General features: G+C 67.1%; 23 protein-coding genes and 2 tRNA genes. 13 read left to right on the top strand and 12 right to left on the bottom strand.

Annotated features, from left to right (window positions below; translation table 11 throughout):
* Window position 1: 1 nt before the first annotated feature.
* Window positions 2–529: a hypothetical protein gene (locus tag DOL89_RS04975; protein ID WP_119678143.1), complete on the top strand. Its 528-nt coding sequence runs from the start codon at window positions 2–4 to the stop codon at window positions 527–529.
* On the opposite strand, the gene DOL89_RS04970 is transcribed toward DOL89_RS04975, so the two are convergent.
* The gene (locus DOL89_RS04970; RefSeq protein WP_119678142.1) at window positions 530–2,056 is read right to left on the bottom strand and encodes a carboxypeptidase M32; all 1,527 of its coding nucleotides are present in this window, start codon (window positions 2,054–2,056) and stop codon (window positions 530–532) included. It abuts the gene before it with no gap.
* 65 nt (window positions 2,057–2,121) lie between these two features.
* Window positions 2,122–3,543: a class II 3-deoxy-7-phosphoheptulonate synthase gene (locus tag DOL89_RS04965; protein ID WP_225889895.1), complete on the bottom strand. Its 1,422-nt coding sequence runs from the start codon at window positions 3,541–3,543 to the stop codon at window positions 2,122–2,124.
* 378 nt (window positions 3,544–3,921) lie between these two features.
* On the opposite strand from DOL89_RS04965, the gene DOL89_RS04960 reads away from it, so the two are divergent.
* Together DOL89_RS04960 and DOL89_RS04955 are read left to right on the top strand one after the other, a co-directional pair.
* The gene (locus tag DOL89_RS04960) at window positions 3,922–5,301 is read left to right on the top strand and encodes an AmpG family muropeptide MFS transporter (RefSeq protein ID WP_119678141.1); all 1,380 of its coding nucleotides are present in this window, start codon (window positions 3,922–3,924) and stop codon (window positions 5,299–5,301) included.
* A gap of 176 nt (window positions 5,302–5,477) precedes the next feature.
* Window positions 5,478–5,552: transfer RNA gene (locus DOL89_RS04955), tRNA-Met, on the top strand.
* Between the two features lie 333 nt (window positions 5,553–5,885).
* Here the strand turns inward: DOL89_RS04955 and DOL89_RS04945 are convergent.
* Entirely contained in the window at window positions 5,886–6,920 is a 1,035-nt protein-coding gene (locus DOL89_RS04945; RefSeq protein WP_119678139.1) for a retropepsin-like aspartic protease, read from the bottom strand.
* 102 nt (window positions 6,921–7,022) lie between these two features.
* Between DOL89_RS04945 and DOL89_RS04940 the strand changes: the two genes are divergently transcribed.
* Complete coding sequence (locus tag DOL89_RS04940) at window positions 7,023–7,583, top strand: acyloxyacyl hydrolase (RefSeq protein ID WP_119678138.1); 561 nt, start codon at window positions 7,023–7,025, stop codon at window positions 7,581–7,583.
* Here the strand turns inward: DOL89_RS04940 and DOL89_RS04935 are convergent.
* From DOL89_RS04935 to DOL89_RS04925, 3 genes are all read right to left on the bottom strand, one after another.
* Complete coding sequence (locus tag DOL89_RS04935) at window positions 7,580–9,199, bottom strand: cisplatin damage response ATP-dependent DNA ligase (RefSeq protein ID WP_119678137.1); 1,620 nt, start codon at window positions 9,197–9,199, stop codon at window positions 7,580–7,582. The two genes, DOL89_RS04940 and DOL89_RS04935, sit on opposite strands and share 4 nt — an antisense overlap.
* A gap of 13 nt (window positions 9,200–9,212) precedes the next feature.
* Window positions 9,213–10,244 (bottom strand): ligase-associated DNA damage response exonuclease, encoded by a 1,032-nt coding sequence (locus DOL89_RS04930; RefSeq protein WP_119678136.1) that lies wholly within the window; start codon window positions 10,242–10,244, stop codon window positions 9,213–9,215.
* Between the two features lie 67 nt (window positions 10,245–10,311).
* Entirely contained in the window at window positions 10,312–11,856 is a 1,545-nt protein-coding gene (locus DOL89_RS04925; protein ID WP_119680252.1) for an AbgT family transporter, read from the bottom strand.
* A 170-nt stretch (window positions 11,857–12,026) separates the two neighbouring features.
* Here DOL89_RS04925 and DOL89_RS04920 point away from each other — a divergent pair, with 170 nt between their 5' ends.
* Window positions 12,027–13,007 carry a pseudouridine-5'-phosphate glycosidase gene (locus DOL89_RS04920; RefSeq protein WP_119678135.1) on the top strand — a complete coding sequence of 327 codons (981 nt, stop codon included), beginning with the start codon at window positions 12,027–12,029 and terminating at the stop codon, window positions 13,005–13,007.
* Between the two features lie 101 nt (window positions 13,008–13,108).
* Here DOL89_RS04920 and DOL89_RS04915 read toward each other — a convergent pair whose 3' ends face one another.
* The gene (locus DOL89_RS04915; protein ID WP_119678134.1) at window positions 13,109–14,716 is read right to left on the bottom strand and encodes a carboxyl transferase domain-containing protein; all 1,608 of its coding nucleotides are present in this window, start codon (window positions 14,714–14,716) and stop codon (window positions 13,109–13,111) included.
* Between the two features lie 139 nt (window positions 14,717–14,855).
* On the opposite strand from DOL89_RS04915, the gene DOL89_RS04910 reads away from it, so the two are divergent.
* Window positions 14,856–15,674 (top strand): aminoglycoside N(3)-acetyltransferase, encoded by an 819-nt coding sequence (locus DOL89_RS04910; RefSeq protein WP_119678133.1) that lies wholly within the window; start codon window positions 14,856–14,858, stop codon window positions 15,672–15,674.
* A gap of 35 nt (window positions 15,675–15,709) precedes the next feature.
* On the opposite strand, the gene gabD is transcribed toward DOL89_RS04910, so the two are convergent.
* The gene (gene gabD, locus DOL89_RS04905) at window positions 15,710–17,200 is read right to left on the bottom strand and encodes an NADP-dependent succinate-semialdehyde dehydrogenase (protein ID WP_119678132.1); all 1,491 of its coding nucleotides are present in this window, start codon (window positions 17,198–17,200) and stop codon (window positions 15,710–15,712) included.
* A gap of 97 nt (window positions 17,201–17,297) precedes the next feature.
* A complete protein-coding gene (glmU, locus tag DOL89_RS04900; protein WP_119678131.1) occupies window positions 17,298–18,662 on the bottom strand; it encodes a bifunctional UDP-N-acetylglucosamine diphosphorylase/glucosamine-1-phosphate N-acetyltransferase GlmU in 1,365 nt (454 codons plus the stop codon).
* 96 nt (window positions 18,663–18,758) lie between these two features.
* Between glmU and gph the strand changes: the two genes are divergently transcribed.
* Window positions 18,759–19,439 (top strand): phosphoglycolate phosphatase, encoded by a 681-nt coding sequence (gene gph / locus DOL89_RS04895; RefSeq protein WP_119678130.1) that lies wholly within the window; start codon window positions 18,759–18,761, stop codon window positions 19,437–19,439.
* 6 nt (window positions 19,440–19,445) lie between these two features.
* Here gph and DOL89_RS04890 read toward each other — a convergent pair whose 3' ends face one another.
* Window positions 19,446–20,306, bottom strand: a complete 861-nt coding sequence (locus DOL89_RS04890; RefSeq protein WP_162937335.1) for a DUF3108 domain-containing protein — start codon at window positions 20,304–20,306, stop codon at window positions 19,446–19,448.
* Between the two features lie 242 nt (window positions 20,307–20,548).
* Between DOL89_RS04890 and DOL89_RS04885 the strand changes: the two genes are divergently transcribed.
* Both DOL89_RS04885 and DOL89_RS04880 read left to right on the top strand, forming a co-directional pair.
* Window positions 20,549–20,623, top strand: a tRNA-Val gene (locus tag DOL89_RS04885).
* A gap of 160 nt (window positions 20,624–20,783) precedes the next feature.
* On the top strand, window positions 20,784–21,044 hold the full coding sequence (locus DOL89_RS04880; protein WP_119678128.1) for a GlsB/YeaQ/YmgE family stress response membrane protein: 261 nt from the start codon (window positions 20,784–20,786) through the stop codon (window positions 21,042–21,044).
* Between the two features lie 11 nt (window positions 21,045–21,055).
* Here the strand turns inward: DOL89_RS04880 and DOL89_RS04875 are convergent, their stop codons facing one another.
* Window positions 21,056–21,550 (bottom strand): thermonuclease family protein, encoded by a 495-nt coding sequence (locus DOL89_RS04875; RefSeq protein WP_162937334.1) that lies wholly within the window; start codon window positions 21,548–21,550, stop codon window positions 21,056–21,058.
* On the bottom strand, window positions 21,547–22,269 hold the full coding sequence (locus tag DOL89_RS04870) for an SOS response-associated peptidase (protein ID WP_119678126.1): 723 nt from the start codon (window positions 22,267–22,269) through the stop codon (window positions 21,547–21,549). The genes DOL89_RS04875 and DOL89_RS04870 overlap by 4 nt, the downstream gene beginning before the upstream one ends.
* Before the next feature lie 160 nt (window positions 22,270–22,429).
* Here DOL89_RS04870 and cysQ point away from each other — a divergent pair, with 160 nt between their 5' ends.
* From cysQ to DOL89_RS04850, 4 genes are all read left to right on the top strand, one after another.
* Complete coding sequence (gene cysQ / locus DOL89_RS04865) at window positions 22,430–23,209, top strand: 3'(2'),5'-bisphosphate nucleotidase CysQ (RefSeq protein ID WP_225889894.1); 780 nt, start codon at window positions 22,430–22,432, stop codon at window positions 23,207–23,209.
* A 145-nt stretch (window positions 23,210–23,354) separates the two neighbouring features.
* A complete protein-coding gene (locus tag DOL89_RS04860; RefSeq protein WP_119678125.1) occupies window positions 23,355–23,561 on the top strand; it encodes a hypothetical protein in 207 nt (68 codons plus the stop codon).
* A 63-nt stretch (window positions 23,562–23,624) separates the two neighbouring features.
* Complete coding sequence (locus tag DOL89_RS04855; protein ID WP_119678124.1) at window positions 23,625–24,449, top strand: ferritin-like domain-containing protein; 825 nt, start codon at window positions 23,625–23,627, stop codon at window positions 24,447–24,449.
* 104 nt (window positions 24,450–24,553) lie between these two features.
* Window positions 24,554–26,419, top strand: coding sequence for a DUF885 domain-containing protein (locus DOL89_RS04850; protein WP_162937333.1), 1,866 nt, complete (start codon window positions 24,554–24,556; stop codon window positions 26,417–26,419).
* Window positions 26,420–26,455 lie beyond the last annotated feature (36 nt).

Raw genomic sequence — 26,455 nt, 5'->3', positions numbered from 1 at the left:
GGTGTCCGCAGGACTGATCTTCGCGCTGCTGATCGCGCTCGCCGTCTTCGGCTGGCGTCTGGAACGGGCGATGGCGCAGGTGGCCGAGTCGAAGCGCCGCTACCGGGCACTGATGGCCAAGCGTCAGGCCCAGGTGGACCGCCTGAAGAAATCGGCGCTGGAAACGCTTTATCTGAAGCGGGAGCACCGCCACACCGTCGCCACACGGGATGGCCTGATGGCGGATTGTGACCGGCTGGAAGCCGAAATCCGCCACATCGCGCGACCGGCAAACCGGGTTTTCGTACTGGATGAACGACGGATGCCATCCGACCGGACCTGGCTTCTGCACCTCTCCGCCCCGGCGGGGGATGCCGGGCGGAGCGCACCCTGGACAGGCGTGCGCCGCTTCCAGGTCTGGGCGGTGGACGAGGAAGCGGCGCGGGCAAAGGCACTGCGCCGCTTCCCGGAAAGTCAGGGCTACCGTATCGCCGCTCTCAAAGTGGTAGAGGGCGCGTCGGCCCCTGCGGCGCAGGCGGCAGCCGGCTGATCACTCCTCCGCGCGCAGATAGCGCCGGCGCAGATGGCGTTTGTAGACCTCCGCATCCAGACCGCGGCCGGTCGCACGGGCCAGGATGCCATCGGTCGTGTCCACACTGCCCAGGCTATGGACATTGGCGCGGAGCCATCCGATGAGCGGACCGAAATCGCCCCTTGCCAGCCCCTCCTCCATCTTCGGCACAGCCGTACGGCAGGAATCGAAAAGCTGTGCGGCGGCGATAGCGCCCATGGTGTAAGTCGGGAAATAGCCCCAGGCGCCGCTCGGCCAGTGAATGTCCTGGAGGCAGCCGCGGCGGTCGTCCGGCGGGACGATCCCCAGCAGGTCGCGCATACCCTCGTTCCAGGCGTCCGGCAGATCAGCCAGATCCATGGCCCCCTCGATCAGCGCCTTTTCCAGCCGGTAGCGCAGGATCACATGGGCAGGGTACGTAGCCTCGTCCGCATCCACCCGGATGAAACCGCGCTCGACACGGGTATAGAGGCGGTAAAGGTTCTCCTCCGTCCAGGCCGGGCCGGTGCCCCCGAACGCCTCCCGCAGCAGCGGGGCGGCGTAGCGCAGGAAGTGCGGGGATCGGCAGGCCTGCATCTCGACGATCAGGCTCTGGCTCTCATGCAGGGCCATGCCGCGGGCCGCCCCCACCGGTTGGGTCAGCCATGCCGCCGGCCGGCCAAGCTCATACATGGCGTGCCCGGTCTCATGCAGCACGCCCATCAGGGCGGAGGTGAAATCCCCCTCCTCATACCGGGTGGTCAGCCGCACATCGCCCGTGGCCCCGCCGCAGAAGGGATGCAGTGACACGTCCAGCCGCCCGCGGGTAAAATCGAACCCGATGGCCTTCATCAGAGCCTCGCCCATGCGGCGTTGGGTATCCACCGGGAACGGCCCCTCGGGCACAATCACCGGCGGCTGGGCGGCCTGATGGTCCAGGACGGATTGGATGAAGCCGGGCAGGAACTCCGCCAGATCGGCGAACAGAAGGTCGATCTTCGCCGACCGCCCTTCCGGCTCGTACTGGTCGAGCAGGGCGTCGTAGAGGCCGGTGCCCAGCAGGTCGGCCTTCGCCTCCGCGATCCGGCGCTGGAGGGTCAGCACCTCGCGCAGGTAGGGAAGCAGGGCCGGGAAGTCGTTCTCCGCTCGCGCCGTACGCCACGCCATCTCGCTGGCGCTGATGGCGCGAGAACTGGCTTCGACCAGATCGGAGGGCACGGCATTGGCATGTATCCACTGCCGCCGCATCTCCCGCAGGTTCGCCTGCTGCCAGTGGCGGATTTCGGCATCACCGTCGGCCGCCTGCATTTCCCGCTCCGCCTGGTCGATCAGCTCGCCCATGTCGGGGGCGGTCATGGTCTCGTGGGAGAGGACGCGCAATGTGGCGAGCTGCTCCGCCCGTCCTGCGGCGGCTCCTGCCGGCATGGTGGTCTGGCTGTCCCAGTCCAGGATGCCGATGGCGTCGCCCAGAGCGGAGACGCGGGCGAAGCGGCGTTCCAGTGCGGTGTAGGCAGGATGTGCGGTCATGAGGGCCTTCTCCGGCGGTGGGGACGGCATCATAGCCGCCCCCGCCGTGGAGGGAAGGACCCCGGTTACTCCGCCGCCTGCTCGAGAGCGGGCTGGCCGTTCCTTTCCCGCTTCACCTGGGCGGCCAGCTGGAAGGCCAGCTCCAGGGCCTGGCTGGCATTCAGGCGCGGGTCGCAGGCAGTGTGGTAGCGCAAGGCCAGCGCATGGTCGGTGATGGCCTGGGCACCGCCGGTGCACTCCGTCACGTCCTGGCCGGTCATCTCGAAATGCACGCCGCCGGGATAGGCCCCCTCCTCCCGGCAGACCTGCATGAAGCTGCTGACCTCCGCCAGGATGCGGTCGAAGGGACGGGTCTTGTAGCCGGTGGAGGATTTGATGGTGTTGCCGTGCATGGGATCGCACGACCAGACCACCTTCCGCCCTTCCTTCAGCACGCGGCGCAGGATGGGCGGCAGCTTGTCCTCCGCCTTGTCGTGGCCCATGCGCACGATCAGGGTCAGGCGGCCGGGCTCATCCTCCGGGTTCAGGATGTCGATGAGGCGGATCAGCTCGTCCGGGTCAGTGGTGGGACCGCACTTCAGGCCGATCGGGTTGGCGATGCCGCGCATGAATTCCACATGCGCCCCGTCCAACTGGCGGGTGCGGTCGCCGATCCACAGCATATGGGCGGAGCCGTCGTACCACTGCCCCGTGGTCTCGTCGAAGCGGGTCAGCGCCTCCTCATAGGGAAGCAGCAGCGCCTCGTGGCTGGTGAAGAACTCCGTCTCGCGGAGCTGGGGCGTGGTGTTGCCGGTGATGCCGCAGGCGGCCATGAACTCCAGCGCCTCGTCCAGCCGGCCGGCCAGATCGCTGTAGCGGTTGCCCTGCGGGCTGTTCTCCACAAAGCCCAGGTTCCACTGGTGCACCTTGTGCAGGTCGGCATAGCCGCCCTGGGCGAAGGCGCGCAGCAGGTTCAGCGTGGCCGTCGCCTGATTATAGGCGTGCAGCATGCGCTCCGGATCGGGGATGCGGGCTTCCGACGTGAAGTCGAATCCGTTGATAATGTCGCCACGGTAGCTGGGCAGCTCCTGCCCGTCGATCACCTCGGTATCGGCGCTGCGCGGCTTGGCGAACTGGCCGGCCATGCGGCCGATCTTCACCACCGGCGTGGCCCCGCCGAAGGTCAGCACCACGGCCATCTGCAGCAGCACCCGGAAGGTGTCGCGGATGTTGTTCGGGTGGAACTCCGCGAAGCTTTCCGCACAGTCGCCGCCCTGGAGCAGGAAGGCCTTGCCGGCCGCGACCTTGGCCAGATGCGCCTTCAGCCGCTGCGCCTCGCCCGCGAAGACGAGCGGCGGGTGCTTGGCGAGCTGGGCTTCGACAGAGTTCAGCCGGGCGGTGTCGGGATATGTCGGCACCTGCCGGATCGGCATGGCGCGCCAGCTATCCGGCGCCCAGCCATTGCTGGCGCCCTTGGACGGCATCCGGCCCTTCACTTCCGTCGGCATGGTCAACCTCATCTCATCAATACCCGCCGGAATCCGCGCTTTTCCATAGTGCCGCGCCGCGGCGGGATGGCTGTTCTAAACTCGGCCCCGGAAAATTTCCAGGCATTATACCCTGCCGTTTGCGCAAAGATCGTACCCGATTCTGCCGGGTCCGCCTATACTGGCGGGGCAAATCCCGAAGAACTGAGATGGCATCTCCCGCGTGAGCCGACACCTGCCGCCCGCACATCCCGCCCCTGCGCGCCACGCCGGCTTGCTGCTTCGACCGCTACAGCGCCATAAAGCTCTGAGATACCGTGCGCCGACGGCAGCTTTGCAGACGATCCGTTCATTTTCCCGCGTCAGGATGGCCCGCGCCGCGCAGTTCCAGGAGCAGCCATGACCACCAGCGAGACAAGCCCGAACGCCACCACGGCAGACCAGCCGGAGCGGCGCTCCACCGGCTGGCGCGACGTGCTGAAGGCGTTGGGCAGGCCCCGCGTTTCCATCATGCTGCTGCTGGGCTTTTCCTCCGGCCTGCCCTTCCTTCTGACCGGCAATACGCTGGGGTTCTGGCTGCGCGAAGGCGGGATCGAGCTTGCCACCATTGGCTTTCTCTCATGGGTCGGCCTCGCCTACTCGCTGAAATTCCTCTGGGCGCCCATCGTGGACAAGGTGGACGCTCCGGTCCTGGGCCGAATGCTGGGCCGGCGACGTGGATGGATGGCCCTGTCCCAGCTCGCCATCGGGGCCGGACTGGTCGGAATGTCCATTGTCGGGCCGGAAGGCGGTCTTGGCCTTCTGGCCGTCTTTGCCCTGCTGGCCGCCTTCGCCTCCGCCACACAGGATGTGGTGGTCGATGCGTGGCGCATCGAATGCGCCGCCAGCGATGAGGAGTTGGGCCTTCTCTCGGCCGCCTACCAACTGGGATATCGCGCGGCCCTGCTGGCCACCGACGCGCTGATTCTGTTCCTGGCCGCGGCCATCGGGTGGAGCGGGTCCTATCTGGCCGCCGGCATTGCCATGGGCATCGGCCTTGCCGCCACGCTTGCGGCCAAGGAACCAGCGCGGACGGAACTCGCGGCCGTCGCGGGTGCGCCGACCCTCTGGAGCCTGCGTGGCCTTTTCGACGCGGTGGTGGGGCCCTTCATCGCCTTCTTCCGCACGCACAGGGAACTGGCGCTGCTGATGTTGGTCACGATCAGCCTCTACCGGCTTCCCGACTTCCTGATGGGGCCGATGGCCAATCCGCTCTATGTGGATCTCGGCCTGACCAAGGAGGCCGTGGGGTCCGTACGCGCGACCGTCGGGCTCTGGGCCGCGGTCGCCGGCGTGGCCCTAGGCGGGATCAGCGCCGTCAGGCTCGGCTTCGGCCCGACGCTGATTTTGGGCGCCGTTCTGGGGCCGGCATCGAACATCGCGTTTTCCGTGATGGCCTGGACCGGCCCGGACATCGGCATCTTCGCCACCGCCATGGCCATCGACAATCTTTCGGCCGGATTCGCCGGCGTGGCGCTGGTGGCCTACATGTCCTCCCTCACCAGCATCGGGTACACCGCCACGCAATATGCGCTCCTGACGTCCTTCTATGCCCTGCTCGGCAAGCTTCTGAAGGGCTTCTCGGGGGGAGCTGTGGAGTGGCTCTCCTCGGCCTACGATCTGATGACGGCCTATGCCCTCTTCTTCCTGGTCACGGCAGCCATCGGCATCCCGGCGGTGATCCTGTGCGCGTTCCTGGACAGGGCAACACGCCGCCGTGATCGGTTGCGCAGCATCTGAACCTCATCAAGCGCGGCAGGGTGCGGCTGGTCGGCACCCATCGTCGTCTCACCGCCAGCGGCCGGGGTTGTTCCAACGATTTACCCCGCGTCAAATGCTTGACAGGGAGGATCGGTTTGACTAAATCACGGCTCCCGTCGCGACGATGGTCGCGGCGGGGCTCGAAAGAGCAAAGTGGCACCGTAGCTCAGTGGTAGAGCAGGGGACTCATAAGCCCTTGGTCGGGTGTTCAAATCACCCCGGTGCTACCAAGTTTTTCGCGGATCGCGAACCGAACAGCCGGCGGCCAAGACCCGACCGGCTGTTCTTGTATCCGACCCTCCCTCCTGCTTTCGGATGTTCAGGGCAGAAGGGCGACGGCCCGTTCGACACCGTCTCCGTCATATGGCTTCCTGATGATGCCCAGCGGGTTGGTCCGCTGTACCCGTGTGACGGTTGCGGCGGATCGGCCGGCATGGCGCTGGTGCAGACCCTCGCCGCCCAGGCTGATGTGGAGATCAGTACAGAGCGCAGCCCCGCCGGCGGAGCGCGGATTCTTCTTCTCGGCACTTTCCATCGAGCGGCGGAATAAGCTCCGCCCTGCCCTACCGCTCGGCTTCCTGAAGAGGGGCGGATGTCAGGTCGGCTATATGCTGGTCCGTCCTGGGCACCAGCACCATGCGGCGGTTCGCCGGGTCCAGCGTCACGCCGAACAGCGACAGCAATCCAACTCCCAGTCTTCCACTGATCTGCGGCGGCAGGCCGGTGCCCCGCGGGGCGATGGCGGCTGGCACCTCGGCCAGCCCGACCCCGGCCATCTCCACCCGATCCAGCGTCGTGCTGCGGAGCATGTAGGGACCGGCGGCGCCCAGCACAGGCAGATGGCCCGCCTCGCCGGTCTCTTCCGCCCCGGCGACAAGCCCGAGGCGCTCCGCCACATCGTCGTAGAGCGTCAAGGTGTGGAAGTCGCCGGTATCCACCATGACCAGCTCTGCCTGTCCGTTGACCAAGACGATGGTGGTCAGCAGGTTGCCGCTCCAGACCAGAGGCAGCACGGCCACGGCGTCAGGGGGAAGCGGCGGCGGATCGGCTGACAGCTCCACTTTCATCGCCGCGAAGTCCAGGGTCAGGGCGAAATTCTCCAGCAGCCGGTCGCCCAGCACGCCGGCCATTCTGCGGCCGGCATCCAGGGTGAGCACGGCCGGCGGCAGCGTCATGATGGCGACAGGCTCGTCGATGAGCATCAGCCCGCCGACGATCAGGTTGGGAAGCACCGCCTCCTCCAGCGCGAAACGGCGGCCGGCGGAGTCGTAGCCATGCCCTGCGGGTTGCGCCTCAAGCCCCAGCGTTGCGGCCGTCTCCCGGGTGAGCAGGTGGTAGTCCGTCATGCCCGTGTCGAGCACGAAGGGAAAGCCATCACGTCCGTTCAGGCTGACCTCCAGCACGATCCTGTTCCGGTCCAGCGTGAAGGGCATCTCAAGCGGCGCAGCCGGGATGGCGAGCGCCACCTCCTCCGCCTGAAGGCGGCCGGAATCGGGTCCTTCGTCCCCTTTGGCGCAGGCGGCGGCAAGGACCAGCATCGACAGCGCGGCGACCGGGCGGAGAAGGCGCGGGAACATGGGGGGGCGGCGGCGCGTCATCCAACCAATGCACCCGGTGAACCCGCGTTGCACAACGGCGCAGGTGGGGATGGCCCCCAAGGGGTAGAGCCGGTGGTGCGGCGGCAAGGGAGAGGTCAAGGCATGGCGTACCGGCGTATCCGTAGCGGAATCCTTGCTTCCCTGCTGCTTGCCGCGACCGGCACCGCCGCCCCGGCGGATGCGATGGAGTTCCGCGGCGGACTGCTGCGCCAGGATGCCTTCAGCCTCTGGGCCATCGGAACGAACCGGGAGCGGGCCTGGGCGATTCTGGCCGAGGTGGGCTTCGATCCGGTGGCCAGGGTACTTGGAGGCGACATCGCCCCCATGGTCGGCGGCACGCTCGCGCCGGGCCGGGAACTGGATACCGCCTACGCCGGGCTGACCTGGACGCTGGAAGGCGATGCGGCATTTCTGCGCCTGGGCATCGGCGGATTGATCCACAGCGGCAATCTGGAAAACCGGGCAGCCGCTGCGCGCCGCCGTCAATTGGGCAGCCGTGTCCTGTTCCATGTCCCCGTGGAGGTGGGGCTACGTCTCGGCCCCGATGGCGGTGCGGCTCCAAGCTGGGTCGGGCTGTACTTCAGCCATATGTCCAACGCCGATCTGTCGGACCCAAATCCCGGAATGGACAATCTGGGCGTCCGCCTCGGCTGGCGGTTCTAGCCGGCCACCATCCGCTCCAGCGTTCCCAGAAGGTCCGCCTCCTGGGCCGGCTTGTCCCAGCGGATGCGGCTGACGCGGGGGAAACGCATGGCGATGCCGGATTTATGCCGGGGGGAGCGGTGGACGCTGTCGAACGCCACCTCCAGCACCAGCCCCGGCCGCACCTCCCGCACCGGGCCGAAGCGGTTGGTGGTGTTGTTGCGCACCCATTTGTCGAGCTGGGCCAACTCCTCATCCGTGAAGCCGAAATAGGCCTTGCCCACGGGCACGAGCTGCCCGCCCTCCGACGGCTCCGCCGTCCAGGCGCCGAAGGTGTAGTCGCTGTAGTAGCTGGACCGCTTGCCGTGCCCGCGCTGGGCGTACATCAGCACGCAATCCACGGTCAGCGGTCCGCGCTTCCATTTGAACCAGGGTCCTTTCGGCCGTCCGGCGACATAGGCGGAATCGCTCCGCTTCAGCATCAGCCCTTCGATCGCCCCGTTCTCGATCTCCGCCTGCCGGGCACTGCCGCGCAGCTCCGCCAGCTCCTCCCAGCTCGCGAAGGACAGCACGGGCGACAGGTCCATCCGCCCCGGCCGGACCCGGTCGAACCATGCCTCCAGCCGCGCCCGGCGCTCATCGAAGGTCAGGCTCCGCAGATCCTCATCCCCGTCCATCAGGATGTCGTAGAGGCGGACATGTGCCGGAAAGTCCTTCAGCATCTTCGCCGTGACCTGCTTACGGTTCAGCCGCTGCTGAAGGTCGTTGAAAGGGGCGACCTGCCCGTCCCGCACCACCAGCAGCTCCCCGTCCAGGACGGCGTCGAAGGTCAGGCGCTGCGCCACGTCGGGAAAGGTGGTGGAGATTTCGTCGCCGGTGCGGCTGTAGATGCGCCCCTCCCCCAGCGTACGGCCGACCAGTTGCACCCGAATGCCGTCCCACTTCCACTCCGCCCTGTAGGAAGCGGGGTCCAGCGCCTTGATGTCCGGCTCCTCCAGCGGGTGGGCCAGCATCAGGGGGCGGAAACCGCCGGTGTCGGTGACGGTGGGCTTGCCCGTCCGGTTCTCCAGCCAGGCGAACAGCTCCGCATATGGCGGGTGCAGCCCGTGCCACAGCTCCTCGATCTCGTCGACGCTGCTGGCGGCACCGTTCTGCGCTCCCCAATCGGCCAAGGCGGTCTTTGCCAGCCGCGCCGAGACGCCGATGCGCAGCGACCCGGTGATCAGCTTCAGCAACGCCCAGCGCCCGGTGCTGTCCAGCGCATCCAGCCAGCCGGCGATCAGGGCCGGAACCTCGGCCCTGCTGGCCTGCTCCAGCTCCCCCACCACCTCTGCCAGCCCTGGCGGCGGGCGGTTCACCCCTTCCCGCTCCGGCCAGATCAGCGCCACCGTCTCCGCCAGATCGCCGACGAAGTCGTAGGACCAGCCGAACAGCTCCGGGTCCACCCGCTCCATGACCAGTCCGCGGATGGCCGCGGGCTTGGCGGCGGAGAAGGACAGGCTGCCCGTCAGCGCCGCCAGCGCCCAGCCCCGCTCCGGGTCCGGCGTGGTGGCAAAGTAGTCTTGCATCAGGCGGATTTTGCCGTTGCGGGACGGCATGAACACCAGCGCATCGATCAGGGCGGCGAAGCGGTTCATGGGATGGCCTGCCTCACACATCCTCCTCCTCGAACCCGACCAGGGCCAGGGCGCGGGCCGGGTAGCCGTTGGTGCGGCACCAATGGACCAGCGCCTCCTCCCGCCCATGGGTAACCCAGACCTCGCCCGGGTTCACGTCGCGCACTGTCTCAATCAATTCGTCCCAGTCGCAATGGTCGGAGATGATCAGCGGCAGTTCCACGCCGCGCTGGCGGGCGCGCTGCCGCACCCGCATCCAACCCGACGCATAGGCCACCACCGGATCGGGCAGGCGGCGGGACCAGCGGTCCTGGATGGCGGAAGGGGTGGACAGGACGATCTGCCCCTTCATCTCGTCCTTCTTCGACCCCGTGGCGGGACGCAGTTCCCCGAGATCGATGCCGTGGGCCTGGTACAGCTCGCAGATCGGGATGAGCGCTCCGTGCAGCCAGATCGGCCGGTCGTACCCGGCCTGCCGAAGCAGCGCGATCAGCCTCTGGCACTTGCCCAGTGCGTAGACGCCGACGACATGCGCCCGCTCCGGAAACAGGGCCAGGGAGTGCAGCAGCTTGCCGACCTCATGCTCGTCCGGCGGATGACGGAAGACAGGCAGACCGAAGGTGGCTTCGGTGATGAAGGCATCGCAGGAAACCGGCTCGAACGGAGCGCAGGTGGGATCGGGCCGGCGCTTGTAGTCGCCGGAGGCCACGACCCGGCTGCCCCGCCAGTCCAGCACCACCTGCGCGCTGCCCAGCACATGGCCGGCGGGCACCAGCCGCACTGTCACCTCCCCGATGGTGATCGGCGCGTGATAGTCCAGCGGCTGGAGATTCTCCCCCGCCTGCCCGCCCATCCGGGCGCGCATGATGTCCAGCGTGCCCGGTGTGGCCAGCACATTGGCATGGCCGGGCCGGGCATGGTCGGAATGGCCGTGGGTGATCACGGCGCGCTCGACCGCCCGCACCGGGTCCACATGGAAGTCGCCGGGCTCGACCCAGAGCCCGCCGCCCCTCTCCACAGGACAGGGACAGACCCAGCTTTCGGGTTTGGGGGCGGCGATGTGCATGCGGGAACCTTATGTTTCACAGCCTGGGACCGCAGCGGCGGATACGGCCCAAGCTGTGAAACGATTCTCAGCCCGCTCCGGGTACCGGGATCGTGCTGTATGCGCCCGGTCCGAAGGGCAGACCGGACAGGTACCAGATGCACATCAGCAGGGTGGAGCCGATGCCGAACCAGATCGAATAGGGCAGCATTGTCGCGATCAACGAACCGAGCCCGAAGTTCGACACGTACCGCTTACACATGATCAGGATCAGCGGCATGTAGGGAAGCAGCGGGGTGATGATGTTGGTGAAGGCATCGCCCACGCGGTAGGCGGCCTGGCTGGCTTCCGGCGCGACGCCGACGCCCATCAGCATCGGCACCATGACCGGCGCCAGGATGGCCCACTTGGCGGATGCGCTGCCGATCAGGATGTTGATCATCGAGGCCACCAGCACGATGGCGAGCATCAGCGGCAGGCCGGTGATGCCGATGGACTGCAGGAAGGCCGCGCCGTTGATCGCAAGGATGGTGCCGAGCTGCGACCAGTTGAAGAGCGCGATGAAGACGGATGCGGCGAAGGCCAGGACGAGATAGCCGCCCATCGTCCCCATGGTCTCGTTCATCATGCCGACCACGTCGCGATCGTTCCGGATCACCCGCGCGCCGATGCCATAGGCGATGCCGCACAGGAGGAAGGCGATGAACAGGATCGTGACGATCGCGCCGTAGAAGGGCGTCAGCGGATCGCGCGCCGCCTCGTCCCGCAGGATCGCCCCTTCCGGAACGGTCAGGAACAGCACGGCCGCCACCACGGCCAGGAGCGTCAGCCCGGCGAAGGACAGCCCCCGCTTCTCCGCCGCCCGCTGGGCGGCGGTGGGCTCCGTCTCCTGCCCGCCCGGCAAATCGACGGGCGAGGTCCGGTTCAGCCGCGGCTCAACCACCCGGTCGGTGACTACCGCGCCGATAATGGTGAAGAGCGGCACCAGGGCGATCATCAGATAGTAGTTCGCGGTCGCCAGCACCTCATACTGCGGGTCATAGAGCCGCGCCGCTTCCGTCGTGATGCCGGCCAGCAGGGCGTCCAGGCTGGTGATCAGCAGATTTGCGCTGAACCCGCCCGACACTCCGGCAAAGGCGGCCGCCAACCCGGCAATCGGGTGCCTGCCGACGCTGTAGAAGAGCGCTGCCGCCAGCGGCGTCAGCACCACATAGCCGGCATCGGCCGCAAGGCTGGCCTGGACGCCCGCGAACACCACGGTAAGGGTCAGCAGCTGGTCCGGCACTGCCCGCACCAGGGCCGCCAGCGACACGCCGATCAGGCCGGTCCGCTCCGCCACGCCGACGCCCAGCATGACCACCAGCACCAGCCCCAGCGGGTGGAAGCTGGTGAACACCGTCGGGAGTTCGGTGAGGAAGCGCCGGATGTTAGCGCCGTCGGCCAAGCTGATCGCCGCAACCTCCTTGCCCGTTCCGGGGTGCACCGCCGACGTGCCCGTGGCGGCAAGTACCATGGACAGGAACACGACCAGGACGATTGCAATCAGGAACAGGGTCACCGGATCGGGCAGCCGGTTGCCCGCCCGCTCGATCCCATCCAGCATTCTTTGGCCGAAGCCGACACGCTCACTCATGAAGCCCCCAGGGTTCTTGTGGCTGTTCATTCCACCACGGTTTGCCCGGACCATACTGTCATGCATCGCCGACGCAAAGAGGGACAGGGCGGGCATTCCACCGTACGGCTTGCACCCGGCCCCGGTGTTGCGCATCCTGCGCCTCCCGCTCGAAAGCCCAGGCCGCCGCCATGCCGCACAGCCAGCCCCACGAAGCCTTGTCCCTGCACCCCGAAGTCGCCGCCGCCCTGCGGGAAAACCGGCCCGTGGTGGCGCTGGAATCCACCCTGATCAGCCACGGCCTGCCGCACCCGACGAACATCGAAACGGCGCGGGCCATCGAGCAGAGGGTACGTCAGGCGGGAGCCGTGCCGGCGACCATCGCGGTGCTGGACGGCCGAATACGCGTCGGGCTGGTGGATGAGGATTTCGAGCGGCTGTCCGCCAAGGGGGTGCGCAAGGTCAGTCGGCGGGACCTGCCCCTGGTGCTGGCGCAGGGCGCGGACGGGGCGACCACGGTGGCCGCCACCATGATCGCGGCCGGGCTGGCCGGCATCCCCATCTTCGCCACCGGCGGAATCGGCGGCGTCCACCGGGGCGTGGAGACCACGCTGGACATCTCCGCCGATCTGGAGGAGCTGGCGCGCACCGACGTGGCCGTGGTCTGCGCCGGGGCCAAGGCCATCCTCGACCTGCCGAAGACGCTGGAATATCTGGAAACCAAGGGCGTTCCGGTCCTGGGCTTCGGGACCGACCTGTTCCCCGCCTTCTACACCAGCTCCATCGGCCAGCCGGTGGATGGCCGATGCGACAAGCCGGAGGATGTGGCCAAGGTCCTGCGCGCCAAGTGGAACCTGAACCTCACCGGCGGCGTGGTCGTCGCCGTCCCCATCCCCGAGGAGGCCGCCCTGGATGCGGAGGCGGTGGAACAGGCGGTGCGGCAGGCGGTGGCCGAGGCTGCCGACAAGGACATCCGCGGCAAGGAGCTAACGCCCTTCCTGCTCTCCCGGATGGAGCAGTTGACCGGCGGGGCCAGCCTCGCCGCCAACCGCGCCCTGCTGCTGAACAATGCGGAGGTCGCTGCCCGAATCGCCGTGGCCTATTGCCGCCTGAAGGCCGAATACGCTCCGCCCCGCAAGGCCCCGCCGAACTACAAGCGGCCGACCTATTAGGGTTCCGTAGGTCGGATCAAGCGGAGCGCCGATCCGACACGGTGGTTTGGACCAATGACGGTGTGTCGGATCATCGCCATGGGCTCGATCCGACCTACGAATCACATCCGGAACACGCCGAAATTCGTCCGCGGCACCGGCGCGTTCAGGCTGGCGCTGATGGACAGGCCCAGCACCGTCCGTGTCTCCGCCGGGTCGATGATGCCGTCGTCCCAGAGCCGGGCAGAGGCGTAATAGGGGTGCCCCTGCACCTCATACTGCTCCCGGATCGGGGCCTTGAAGGCCTCCTCCTCCTCGGCTCCCCAGGAGCCGCCACGCGCCTCGATCCCGTCCCTGCGCACGGTGGCCAGCACGTTGGCCGCCTGCTCCCCGCCCATGACGGAGATGCGGGCGTTCGGCCACATGTACAGCATGCGGGGACCGAAGGCGCGGCCGCACATGCCGTAGTTCCCGGCCCCGAAGCTGCCGCCGATGATGACCGTGAATTTCGGCACCGACGCGCAGGCCACCGCCGTCACCAGCTTGGCCCCGTCCTTGGCGATGCCGGCATTCTCGTACTTCCGGCCCACCATGAAGCCGGTGATGTTCTGCAGGAATACCAGCGGGATGCCGCGCTGGCAGCACAGCTCGATGAAATGGGCGCCCTTCAGGGCGCTTTCGCTGAACAGGATGCCGTTGTTGGCGATGATGCCGACGGGATAGCCCCAGATATGGGCGAAGCCGCAGACCAGCGTGGTGCCGTACAGCGCCTTGAACTCGTCGAATTCCGACCCGTCCACGATGCGCGCGATCACCTCCCGCACATCGTAGGGCTTGCGGGTGTCGCTCGGGATCACGCCATAGATCTCCTCCGCCGGATAGAGCGGCTCGACAGGTTCGCGCAGCTTCACCTGCGGGGACTTCACCCGGTTCAGGTTGCCGACGATCTGGCGCACCAGGGCCAGGGCGTGGCGGTCGTCATTGGCGTAATGGTCGGTGACGCCGCTGGTGCGGGAATGCACATCCGCCCCGCCCAGATCCTCCGCACTCACCACCTCCCCCGTCGCCGCCTTCACCAGCGGCGGGCCGCCCAGGAAGATGGTGCCCTGGTTCTTTACGATGATCGATTCGTCCGCCATGGCGGGCACATAGGCGCCGCCCGCCGTGCAGCTTCCCATCACCGCCGCGATCTGGGGTATGCCGGCCGCCGACATGGTGGCTTGGTTGAAGAAGATGCGGCCGAAATGCTCCTTGTCCGGAAAGACCTCATCCTGGTTCGGCAGGTTGGCCCCGCCGCTGTCCACCAGGTAGATGCAGGGAAGATTGTTCTCCTTTGCGATCTCCTGCGCCCGCAGATGCTTCTTCACCGTCAGCGGATAGTAGGTGCCGCCCTTCACCGTGGCATCGTTGGCGACCACCACGCATTCCGTGCCGCTGACCCGCCCAATTCCGGTCAGAATGCCGGCCGCCGGCACGTCATCGCCATAGACCTTATGGGCGGCAAGCTGGCTGAACTCCAGATAGGGCGTGCCGGGGTCCAGCAGGCTGCGTACACGGTCGCGGGGAAGCAGCTTCCCGCGCCCTAAATGCTTCTCCCGCGCCTTGTCGCTCCCGCCTTGCTTGATCGCGGCGACCGTCGCCTTCAGATCCTCCACCTGCGCCCGCAGCGCCGATTCATTCTCCGCGAAGGCGGGGCTGCGGGTGTCGATGGATGTTGGCAGGACCGGCATGCTTCTTCCCCCTGATCGTCCGGTTTTCACACCGGATCGTCTCGTCTGAAACGGACGCCAATGTGCACGGGCGGTTCCCATTGGGCAAGCGGTGCCGCTGTTGTATGAAGAGGGCTTGGCAACCCTTTGGTCGGCAGAAATGGCCCGCCCCGATATCTATGCGCGTACCACGGGCCTTCCGGTCACCCGGCCCGGCCTTGCCGGCGATCTGGCGGAACTGGGTCTACGACCGGGCATGAACGTCCTGGTCCATACCGCCATGGGCCAGCTCGGCTGGGTGGTAGGCGGGGCCATCACGGTGATCCGGGCGCTTGAGGATGTGCTGGGCAACAGCGGGACGCTGATCATGCCCGCCCATACGGCAGACCTGTCGGACCCCGAGTTCTGGCAGAACCCCGCCGTGCCGCCGGATTGGTGGGCTTTGATCCGCGCCCAGATGCCCGCCTTTGACCCGGACCTGACCCCGACCAACTATGTCGGAGTGGTGCCGGAGACTTTCCGCCATCTCTCCGGCGTGACCCGCAGCAACCATCCCCAGGTCAGTTTCTGTGCCCGTGGTCCCCGGGCGGAATTCATCACCGCGAATCACAGTTTGGAGTTCGGACTGGGCGAAGGATCACCCCTGGCCCGGCTCTACGATCTGGGCGGGCATGTCCTGCTGTTGGGCGCTACCCATTACAGCAACACCATACTGCATCTGGCGGAATACCGGGCCATCTTCTCCTCCAAGGTCACGGTGATGAACGGCGCTCCGGTAATGCGCGGCGGCGGGCGGCGCTGGGTCACCTTCATGGATCTGGACCTGAACACGGAAGATTTTCCGGAACTGGGCCTCGCCTTCGAGGCCACCTGCCCCACGGCCCGCATCGGCCCTGCGGGATACGGCACCGCCCGACTGCTGCCGGTTCGGGAGATGGTGGACTTCGCCGTCCAGTGGATGACGCGCAACCGGCTTTGAACCGACGGCGGCCATCCACTGTCAGCCCGGATGCCCTACTTCTTCAACCCGCCCATCAGCATGTACTTCACCTCGAGATAATCCTCGATCCCGTACTTGCTGCCTTCGCGACCCATGCCGCTTTCCTTGACGCCGCCGAACGGGGCCACCTCGGTGGAGATGATGCCTTCGTTGATGCCGACGATGCCGTATTCCAGCCCCTCCGCCACGCGCCACACCCGGCCGATATCGCGGGTGTAGAAATAGGCGGCCAGACCGAACTCGGTGTCGTTGGCCATGCGGATGGCTTCATCCTCGTCCTTGAAGCGGAACAGCGGGGCCAGGGGCCCGAAGGTCTCCTCCCGCGCCACCTTCATGTCGGTGGTGACGTCCACCAGGATGGTGGGCTCGAAGAAGGTGCCGCCCAGCCCGTGGCGCTTGCCGCCCAGCGCCACCTTGGCACCCTTGGACAGGGCATCCTCGATATGCTCCTCCACCTTCTCCACCGCCGCACTGTCGATCAGCGGTCCCAGCAGCACGCCTTCGTCGATCCCGGCGCCCACCTTCATGGCGCGCACCGCTTCGCCCAGCTTCTTGGTGAAGGCCTCGTAGACGCCGTCCTGCACCAGGATGCGGTTGGCGCAGACGCAGGTCTGGCCGGCATTGCGGTACTTGGAGGCCAGGGCGCCCTGCACGGCCGCATCCAGGTCGGCATCGTCGAACACGATGAAGGGCGCGTTGCCGCCCAGCTCCATGCTGACCTTCTTCATGGTGCCGGCGCACTGCGCCATCAGCTTCTTGCCGATCTCGGTGGAGCCGGTGAAGGACAGCTTGCGGACGATTGGGTTGGAGGTCATCTCCCCGCCGATGGCGGAGGCGGAGCCGGTGAGGACGGAGATCACGCCCGCCGGAATGCCCGCCCGCTCCGCCAGCACGGCCAGCGCGAAGGCGCTCAAGGGAGTGGCGGTGGCCGGCTTGATCACGATGGGGCAGCCGGCTGCCAGCGCCGGGCCGGCCTTGCGGGTGATCATGGCGGCCGGGAAGTTCCAGGGCGTGATGGCGCCCACCACGCCGACCGGCTCCTTCTGCACCACGATCCGGGCATCCGCCTTGAAGGTGGGGATGACGTCGCCATAGACGCGCTTGCCCTCTTCCGCGAACCATTCGATGAAGTTGGCGGCATAGGCGATCTCGCCCCGCGCCTCGGCCAGCGGCTTGCCCTGCTCCGCCGTCATCAGCCGGGCCAGATCCTCCTGGTTCTGCATGATCAGCTCGAACCAGCGGCGCATCAAGGCCGCGCGCTCCTTGGCGGTCTTGGCGCGCCAAGCCGGCCATGCGCGGTTCGCGGCTTCAATGGCCCGGCGCGTCTCCTCGGCTCCCATGTTGGGAACGGTGCCCAGTTCGCTGCCATCGGCGGGGTTGGTGACGGGGACCGTCTTGCCGCTGTCCGCGTCCACCCACTTCCCGTCGATATAGGCCTGGGTCCGGAGCAGGTCCGGGTCCTTCAGGCCGATGCGGGTGGCGGTGGCGTTGATATGCCTGTCCATTGCGGTTCCATCCCAAGGGTGCTGTTCGGATTTTGCGCGAACCTTAGCGCGCCGCGTCCGGGGATGGAACGGGGTGGTTGGGGGAATGCTCCCCCGATCACCCCTTCTTGGCTGCGGCCTTGGCCGCCTTCTCCGCCAGCTTGCGCGCCCGGAACCTCGGCGCCCAGCCTTCCTTGTTTTCCTGCCGGGCGCGGGCAACGGCCAGGGAATCGGCGGGGACAGTGCGGGTGATGACAGTGGCCGCGGCCACGTAGGAACCGCTTTCCAGCGTCACCGGCGCCACCAGCGTGGAATGGGTGCCGACGAAGACGCCGTCGCCGATGGTGGTGCGGTGCTTCAGGAAGCCGTCGTAATTGCAGGTGATGGTGCCGGCGCCGATGTTCGTGCCGCTTCCGATGTCGGCATCGCCCAGATAGCTGAGGTGGTTGGCCTTAGACCCGTTGGCCATCACCGTGTTCTTCAGTTCCACGAAGTTGCCGATGTGGCAGCCCTCGCCCACCACCGTGCCGGGCCGCATGCGGGCATAGGGGCCGATCTGTGCGCCGGCCCCGATCCGCGCACCCTCGAAATGGCAGAAAGCGCGGATTTCAGCCCCATCCTCCACCACCACGCCGGGTCCGAAGAACACGTTCGGCCCCACCAGCACGTCGCGGCCGATCACAGTATCCGGGCTGAACCAGACCGTGTCCGGGTCCACCAGCGTGGCACCGTTCTCCATAGCCGCCCGGCGCATGCGCCCCTGGAAGATCTTCTCCAGCGCCGCCAGTTCCGCGCGGGAGTTCACGCCAAGCGCATCTTCGACCGGTCCCTCCACCGCGGCGCAGTTCCAGCCCTTGGCGCGGGCCACCTCCACGGCGTCGGTCAGGTAATATTCGCCCTTGGCATTGGCGTTCCCGATGCCCTCGATGATGCCCCACATGCGCGCACCGTCGAAGGCCATGAAGCCGGCGTTGCACAGCCCCAGGGCCCGCTCCTCCGGGCTGGCATCCAGGAACTCCACAATCCGCTCCAGCCCGCCCTCGCCGGTGATCAGGCGACCATAGGCGCCGGGATCGGCCGGGCGCATGCCCATCACCACCACCGCCGGGTCGGCGGCGGTGCCCCGCGCCTCCACCATGCTCCCCAACGTCTCCGCCCGGATCAGCGGCGTGTCGCCGTACAGCACCAGCACGTCGCCGGCGAACTCCTCCAGCAGGGGGCGGGCGGCGGCCACGGCGTCGCCGGTGCCGGCCTGCCGCTCCTGCACTACGGTGGCGTGCGGGGCGGCTGCCTGCGCCACATTGTCCATGCCCGGTCCAACCACAACCACGATACGTTCAGGATTGAGCGCCTCTGCCGTGGCCAGCACATGCTTCAGCATGGGCATGCCGCCGATGGGGTGCAGCACCTTCGGCAGGGCGGATTTCATCCGGGTACCCTTGCCGGCGGCAAGAACAATACAGGCGAGCGGACGTCGGGTCATGGCGGAACGCTTGTCAGAACCGGGAGGGATGTCGGGGTTCTAGGTGCCATAGGTCCCCGTCCGGCCCAAGGACAACTTTTGAGACGGCGGTCAAACATGGCTCTGATTTCCCGCTTTCCAGCTATCCTCTTCGACTTCGACGGCACGCTGATCGACAGCGCGCCGGAAATCGCCCAGGCGCTGAACGCGCTGCTGAAGGAATACGACCGGCCCCCGGTCACGGCCGATCAGGTCCGCACCTTCATCGGCGACGGTTCTTCCCGACTTGTAGAGCGCGGCTTCGCCGCCACCGGCGGGCCCGTGCCGGCCGATGAACTGGCAGAGGCGGTCAAGCGCTATATCGCCATCTACGCCACCGTGCCGGCCGACCCGGACACGATCTATCCCGGCGTGAAGGAGACCCTTGGCCGGCTGCGCGACGCCGGGCACAAGCTTGCTCTCTGCACCAACAAGCCGGAATCGATCAGCCGCAACCTGCTGGACGGGCTCGGCTTGGCCGACATGTTCACGGCCGTGGTGGGCGGCGATACCCTGCCCCAGCGCAAGCCGCAAGCTGAACCGCTGCTGCACGCGATCCATGGCCTCGGTTTTTCGCCGGACGGGGCCGTGATGGTGGGCGACAACGGCAACGACGTGGCCGCTGCCCGTGCCGCCGGCATCCCGATCGTCGCGGTCAGCTACGGTTACCCACGCATGCCGGTGTCCGAACTCGGGGCCGACAGGGTGATCGACCGCTTCGCCGACCTGCCGGGCGCCCTGGAGTCCCTGGCGGGCTGACAGGGGTCAGCGCGTCGGAGGCTTTGCGGCCGGCCCGTCCGCACCCGCCCCTACGCGCTCGATCTCCGCAAGATGGACCACGACCGTGCCCAGCGGGCTGCTTCCCTGGGCACGGACCGGCACCGGCGGTGCACCGGGTGCCGCGGAGGCCATCCACATCAGCAGGTCTTTTCCATCCCGGTCGTCGCGACGGCGGCGCTCCTCCTCATCGCGGCGGCTGCGGCGGTCGTCGCCTTTCCAGGCCCCGGCGAGCTGCTTGTAGTCGAATCCGCAGACCTGCGCCTCCCCGGAGAAGACGGAGAGGTCGGTGGCCGCGATCTTCTCCGCCCCCTTCGGCACGAAGGTCAGATCGTAGCGCTGGCGTCCGTCATAGACCTTCGCCATGGCATCGCAGCCCCGCCCGGCTGCTACGGCCTGCACAGCGGTGAGCATGGCCGTCATGGGATCGACGGTTCCGGGCTTCAGCTTGTCCGGCACCGGCTCCCGGTCCTCTTCCGGCGGCGGCTCCGCAAGGGTCAGGCGGGGGGTGCCGTCCGCATCATAATCCAGCGTGGTGTTCCGTGGCTCGTCCCGCCAAGCGCCGACAGTGCGGTAGAGGGCTGGCCGCGGCGCACCATCCTCGGCAATGGTGCCGGTGGTGACGATATCCGTCTTCCAGCTCGCCAACCGCCCCAGAAAACCGTCCGTGGCCGCCTGCAGGCCGACGCGATAACTGTCCCCGTCCAGGCCCAGAAAGCCCGTGGCATCCAGCACATGCAGCCCGCCAACATAGACCCGGTAGGTCAGCTGCCAGTCCGCCGCCTGCAACTGATCCGCCGATTGGGCCGACACGCACGGCATTCCGGCCATCAGCACCCCCGCGGACATGACAGCTCCAAGGAGAGCGCGGCGGAACGCAACGGATACGGAGGATCGAACGGGCGGCGCACGGAACTGGGTCATGGTTACTCCCGGGGCTGGCGGCGTCCTCCTCCAAAGATAGGAAGGCCGCGCCGCTCCGCAATCTCCCCGGTTCGCCTCCGGCGGCTTCATGAAGCTTTTATGCAGAAATGAAATTCGGCCGTTGACAAGCCCCGTCCGGGCAGCCTATATCGCCGCCCACGACGGATGGGCGCGTAGCTCAGCGGGAGAGCATCGCCTTCACACGGCGGGGGTCGTAGGTTCAATCCCTACCGCGCCCACCATCCGTTGCCCCTCACATGGTTCAGCGAGATTGGACAGCCGTTCATGCGGCCCGTTCCGCTATATTAGCGTCCTGTCCATCGCACTGCGGAATGACGGAACTTGCCGGCCCCTCCTCCGGTTGATTGCGGCATCCAATGCAATCCTTGAGGGGAGCTAACCATGGGAATCCTTTGGACTCTGATCATCGGCCTCATCGCCGGCATCATAGCAAAGCTGCTGATGCCCGGCCGTGATCCGGGCGGATTCATCATTACCACTCTGCTGGGCATCGCCGGCGCTTTCGTCGCTACCTATCTCGGCCAGGCGGTCGGCTGGTACCGGGCCGGCGAAGGAGCCGGACTGATCGGGGCCATTGTCGGCGCCATCATCCTGCTGGCCATCTACCGGATGGTCGCTGGCGGCCGCCGGACTCATACCTGACCGCAATCAGGTTAAAGTCCCGCACCCCCTTGGATCTGGCGATCCCGCCAGATCCAAGGGGCTTCCGCGCGTCCGGTCCAAAGGCCACGGCGGCGCGACATCGCCAATGCTTCCTGTTTCGCGTAGTCCGGCGCAATGCGGCGATAGGACATCGCCCAGCCGGCAAGGACCTGGAAAGCGCCAATATCGTGCCCATTGACGGTGCAGCGCGCCAGCCGCCCGTCATCCTTGGCGCCCGGCAGCATGGTACAGGTCGGCGAACCGGCCTGGAGCAGACGTTCCAGCGCCAACCGCGACATCTCAAAGCAATCATACTCCACGCCGCGGCCCGAGACGCACTTCTGTCCCCTGTCGGGGGCGTCAATGCCGTAGAGGCGGATCTCCTGCCCTTCGATGGTGAGCCGGTCGCCTTCGACCGCGATGGCTGGACCGGTCAGGACGTCCTGCGCCGCTGCCCCTGCTGCAAATATTCCCCACAGGACTGCTGCGGCTACCCACATTCTCATAGCAGCCGCGGTTCCTGTTCCATGGGGCGGATCAGTTCTTCCCCCTCGTTCCGAACGGAATTGACGGCGGTGGAGACCGGCACCGTTTCCAGCAGATCATCCGCAGCCGGCCGCAGGAGGTCCTGAAGCCGTTGCGGCGGGGTCGCCGGGTCCAGCCAGGCATCCCAGTTCCCTGCATCAAGGATCACCGGCATGCGATCATGCAGGAACGACAAGGCGCGGTTCGTATCGGTGGTCACAATGGTGGCGGTCAGCAGGGGCTCCGGCAAGGGCGGCTCCCCTTTCGGCCCGCGCCAGCTTTCCCACAGCCCGGCAAAGGCCAGCATGCCGCCGTTGCGCGGACGGATGTAATAGGGCTGCTTCTTGCCGCCCACCGCCTGCCATTCATAGAAGCCGTCCGCCGGGATCAGTACGCGGCGACGCCGGAACGCTTCCCGGAAAGCGGGCTTCTCAGCAAGCGTATCCGCGCGGGCATTGATCATCTTGGAGCCGATCCCGGCATCCTTCGCCCAGAAGGGCACAAGTCCCCAGCGCATCGGCACCAGTTGTCGCCCACCCTCCGCAGCCTCGCCATCCTCACCGGCGGAGCGGGCCCGTATCGTCGCGATGGTCTGCGTAGGGGCTACATTCCAGCGCGCCTCCAGGTTCGGCCGTTCGGCAACGCCGAACACGCGGCCGATTTCCGCTACCGGGGACGCCAGGACGAATCGTCCGCACATGATGCCGCCGCCTGCTTCTTGGAATCCGTCGGACCAGGATAGCAGCAGCCGGCCTGCCGGGAAAACAGGACCGCCGCGCGCGTCTGGCTGTTGCGCTCATCATTCCGGCTCCTATGATCCCGGCGGCCCGCAAGCCGCCCCTTGGGGAGTGAAACGCACTGTGACAGCCGCATATTCCGATCCCGCCGCCCTTCTGCCCGGCATGGCGGAAGCCGCCCGTGCCGCCGGCGCCGCCATTCTGCACCACTACGAAGCCGGGGTTGACCCGAGCCGGAAGGCGGATGGCAGCCCGGTGACCGCCGCCGACACCGCTGCGGAAGCCGTGATCACTCCCGCGCTGCGCGCCCTGGCTCCCGATATTCCCGTCATTGCGGAGGAGGCTTTCTCCCGCGGAGAAATCCCCGACCTCTCCACCGGCCCGTTCTGGCTGGTCGACCCGCTGGACGGCACGAAGGAGTTCCTGAAGCGGAATGGCGAGTTCACGGTGAACATCGCGCTGGTCACGCGCGACGGCCCGCTGGCCGGCGTCGTCTATCTGCCGGTGACGGGTGAGATGTTCACCGGCTGCGGCCCCGGTACCGCCGCCCGCCAGTTGGGCTCCGGCCCGGCGGAGAGCATCCAGGCGCGCCGCGCCCCCGATGCCGGACTGACCGTCATGGTCAGCCGCTCCCATGCGGACACGGAGAAGCTGGAGGGTTTCCTCAAGGACTGGCCGGTGGCGGAGCGCGTGGTCGCCGGGAGCTCCCTGAAATTCTGCCGCATCGCCCAAGGACTTGCCGACCTCTATCCCCGCCTCGGCCCAACCATGGAATGGGATACGGCCGCCGGCCATGCAGTGCTGGATGCCGCAGGCGGCCGGGTGGTGAAGCTGGACGGGAGCCCGTTCACCTACGGCAAGTCCGGCTTCCTTAACGGGAATTTCCTGGCCCGTGGGGCGTAATAACGATGAAGGGGTAGCGCGGCCCAGAATTGTGACGGCCGCGTCATGTTTTGCCCGCGAAATGATCCTTTCCGGACACAGGCCGGAAATCCTTTGGCAACAACTCGGACCTAGGTTCCGCGCATCACCTGACCGGGTTGAAGCCATGGACCAGCCGACCGCATCCCCCACCATCAAGGACCGCCTGTTCACGGTTGGACTCTGGACCCTGCTGCTGGGCATGTCCTGGTCCCTCCCCGTCCTGGGCCTGATCGAGAATCAGCGCGAGCGGGAGCGGATGGAGTCCGGCATCTACTATACGCCCAAGATGCCGGCCGAATGGTATGTCCAGAAGGACCACGCAGCGCGCTGACCCCGCGCCGCTGCGGCTTTGCGGCGATTGACTCCGCCGCCGTCCGGCCCTTTCCTGCCGGCCATGACCGACCAGCTTCCCAATACCCTGTCCGATGCCGCCGTCGCCGTGCTGACGACCTCCAGCCCCGCGGAAAAAGTGCGGCTGAGCAGGATCTTTGCCGCAGCCTGGCGCGATGGGCGGATAGCGGAGCTGGGCGACGCCCATCCCCCGGCGCGGCCGGCAAGGCCGGAGAAGCCGGAGCTGCGCCTTCCCCGCGACATGCCGAAGCGCCGCAAGGCGCAGAGCACAGCCGGCCGCGTCGCCCTGCTGCACGCCCTTGCCCATATCGAGCTGAATGCCATCGATCTGGCCTGGGATATCGCGGCGCGCTTCCGCACCCTGCCGGATGGAATGCCCCTGCCGCGCCCCTTCTATGATGACTGGGTCACGGTGGCCGATGACGAGGCGAAGCATCACGGGCTGCTGGTGGAGCGACTGGCCGTGCTGGGGGCCGTCTATGGCGACCTGCCTGCCCATGACGGGCTGTGGCAGGCCAGCGAGATGACCGCGGGCGATCTGCCCGCCCGGCTTGCAGTCGTCCCAATGGTACTGGAGGCCCGCGGCCTGGACGTGACGCCCATGATGGTGGACAGCCTGCGCAAGGCCGGAGACGACGCCAGCGCGGAGGTGCTTCAGATCATCCATGACGATGAGATCGGACATGTGGCGTCCGGCCGCCGTTGGTTCGGCGCCTGTGCCCAGGCCCTTGGTCGCGATCCGCAGGAATTCTGGCAAGAGCTGGTGCGTACTTGGTTCAAGGGCGACCTGAAGCGCCCCTTCAACCATCCGAGCCGCGACCGGGCTGACTTTCCCCGCGACTGGTACGAACCTCTGGGCGTGGGCTGACCGCCCGGTCTGGCGCTGCCCGCCCGCGGGCAAGTGGTTCTGGACCCGGCATGCGCATTGGCCCAAAGTGCGGCTCTTCCGATATGTCAGCCAGGACTCCGCCCATGATCCGTCTTCCCCGCCGCTCCCGCCATGCAGTCCTGTCCCTGGCGGTCGGCGCGCTGTTGTCCGGTACGGCCATGACCTTCGCCGCCCCGTTCCTGGCGACGTCCGCCGTGGCGGCGGAACAGGCAACGGCCGAGGATGCCAAGCTGTCTGCGTTCCTGGACGAGGTATGGCAGCGGAATCTGGACCGTTTCCCGACGTTGCGGACCCAGCTTGGCCTCGCCGGCGATCACAGCAGATGGGTTCCCGCCTCCGATGCATTCGCGGAGGAATCGGCGGAGCTGACCCGCAAGGATCTGGAGCGCATGCGGCGCGAAATCGACCGGAACGCCTTGTCCGACGCCGGTCTGATGAATTACCGCATGTTCGAGTATGTGGCGGAGGATGGGCTGCGCGCGGCCTCGCACCTCTACGACACCTATCCCTTCACCCGGTTGGACGGGCCGCATACCAACATGCCGACGCTGCTGGCGAGCGTGCATGCGGTGAACAGTATCAAGGATGCGGAAGACTACATCTCCCGCCTGAAGGGCATGCCGCAGGTGCTGCGCGAAGCGGAAGCGGCGATGCAGCGCCGGGTGAAATCCGGAGTGGTTCCGCCGGCCTTCAACTTCCCGCCTATTGCCGAGAGTTCCCGCGCCGTCGTCAGGGGAGCCCCCTTTGACGACACCGACGCGGACAGCCTGCTCTGGGCCGACTTCAAGGGCAAGGTCGCGGCGCTTGATGCTGACGAGGCGGAGAAGAAGCGCCTTCTGGACTCGGCCCGCGCCGCACTCCTGAAAGAGGTGAAGCCGGCCTACACCGCCTATGCCGACGCGATGGAGGCCATCGGGCGCGGCGTTACCGGAAACCACGGCATCTGGGCCGTTCCAAAAGGCGCCGAAATCTACCGCGACGCCATCCGCCACTACACCACCGTCGACCACCTCGATGCGGACAAGATTCATGATCTCGGCCTGCGCGAGGTCGCCCGCATCCAGGAGGAAATGCGCGGCATCATGCGGCAGGTGGGCTTCAAGGGCGACCTGAAGGCCTTTTTCGACCATCTGAAGACGGACCCGTCCTTCTATTACCCCGATACGGAGGAAGGCCGGCAGGCCTATCTCGCCCAGGCCACCAAGGTCATCGAGACCATGTCCGGCAAGCTGGACGAATATTTCGGCGTGAAGCCGAAGGCCCCAATCGAGGTTCGGCCGGTGGAGAAGTTCCGTGAGAACTCCGCCCCCGGCGCCTTCTACGAGTCGCCGTCCCTGGACGGCACCCGGCCGGCGATCTTCTACGCCAATATGGCGGACATGAAGGGCCTGCCGAAATGGGACCTGGAGACTCTGGCCTATCATGAGGGCATTCCGGGCCATCACATGCAGCTCGCCATCGCCCAGGAGCTGACCGGCGTGCCCGAGTTCCGGAAGGTCTGGTTCACCTCCGCCTATGGCGAGGGCTGGGCGCTGTATGCCGAGAATCTGGCCAAGCAGATGGGCTTCTTCACCGATCCCTATTCCGATGCCGGCCGGCTGGGGGCGGAGTTGTTCCGCGCGGTGCGGCTGGTGGTGGACACCGGGCTGCACGCCAAGAAATGGACCCGCGAACAGGCCATCGACTACATGAACGAGAACACGCCCAACTCCGTGGTGGACAACACGCGGGAGGTGGAGCGTTACATGAACTGGCCGGCCCAGGCGCTGTCCTACAAGGTCGGCATGCTGGAAATCCAGCGGCTGCGCGCCAAGGCCGAGGCGGAACTCGGCCCCCGCTTCGATATCCGCGGCTTCCACGACACCGTACTTTCCAACGGCGCCGTGCCGCTGCCCATCCTTGAGGAGCTGGTGGACGGCTGGATCGCGAAGATGCGGCAGGCGGGGTAAGGCCGGACAGACGAAAGGGGACGCCGAGGCGTCCCC

The organism is Indioceanicola profundi, assembly GCF_003568845.1.
In the GTDB taxonomy this organism is placed as follows: Bacteria; Pseudomonadota; Alphaproteobacteria; order Azospirillales; family Azospirillaceae; genus Indioceanicola; species Indioceanicola profundi.
The sequence above is the reverse complement of the archived record's forward strand: the minus strand, read 5'-3'. Positions and strand labels throughout refer to the sequence as shown.